At 38.1% G+C, this 1130-nt stretch carries 1 protein-coding gene; it reads left to right on the forward strand.

Translation table 11 applies throughout. The features are described from left to right. Positions 1–466 precede the first annotated feature (466 nt). Positions 467–1027: an MFS transporter gene (locus ACNRUY_RS26570; protein ID WP_488114676.1), complete on the forward strand. Its 561-nt coding sequence runs from the start codon at positions 467–469 to the stop codon at positions 1025–1027. The last annotated feature ends 103 nt before the right edge of the window (positions 1028–1130 follow it).

The raw sequence follows: 1130 nt of genomic DNA on the forward strand, positions 1-1130 counted from the left end.
AAGAACGCCAATGGAAACTCTGATAGATGGCAAAGAGATCTGGAAGGAAAAATTTGTAGCCTGAATTTGACCTGACAGACACCCTCTGAAAAATCGGTGACTGTCAGATCAGGTCTGAACTACTACACATAAAAAACTAGACTCAATTCGGAAGCAAACCAACTAATCATATATATTATTTTCAACACTCGAAATTCATTATTTTCCACAACACACATTTCTTTAATTTTTATATATTTTAGTTTGTAAGCACTACACAAGGTGCAAAGGGCTTTAAATAAACCCTGGCGTCCGAAGAAAATCAAACTCTTCAAGTAACTGTTACTTTTTCATCAGGCAAAACAAGCTATTTTGAAGAAATCGCATTCAATCTCAATGAACCAAGGTCAACCACCCCTAAAACCACCTGATAATCCCGAACGGTTACTTCTTAAACAAATTGTCACTAGCATAACGGTGGAAAAACATGACAAAAATAATCTCTAAATTTGGGTTCTCAATCCAGAGCATTGTTCAGCTCTTGTTTATTACAGCTAATGCTCAGTTGTTATATGCATTTTGGGATCTTCGAAACTCATTACCATTAGGATTTCCTGTCGCCATGGGCATCTCTGATTCAGAGGCTGGTGAGTTATACTCAATGCAGGGTTTGGTTATATTAGTAGGCACCATTGGATTAGGTTGGATTGGTGACCGTTTTAAAGTAAGAAGCATTATGTTACTTACCACACTCGGCGTTGGTTTTATTTCCTTATTTATTGCATTAAACTCTCCCGGATTAAGTATGACCACACTGTTACTTTGCTTCTTCCTGATGCTATTATTGAGCGAAGTTCTTTTTAAACCAGCTAATTTTAAAGCTGTTAGTATATCGACTACTAAAGAGCATCAGGGTGTTGCATTTGGCGTTTTCGAGTTTGGTCGAGGACTATTAGCATTTCTTTTAAGTCTTGTCTGGGCAGCAATGGTGCATAATGAAGTCAGTAGCCGTAGCATGATGATTTGTAGTAGTTCAGACCTGATCTGACAGTCACCGATTTTTCAGAGGGTGTCTGTCAGGTCAAATTCAGGCTACAAATTTTTCCTTCCAGATCTCTTTGCCATCTATCAGAGTTTCCATTGGCGTTCTT

The sequence above is a fragment of the Endozoicomonas sp. Z74 genome, assembly GCF_057680865.1.

Coding starts and splice junctions, on each gene's coding strand:
- ACNRUY_RS26570 (WP_488114676.1), top strand. CDS start 467: ATGACAAAAATAATCTCTAAATTTGGGTTCTCAATCCAGAGCATTGTT.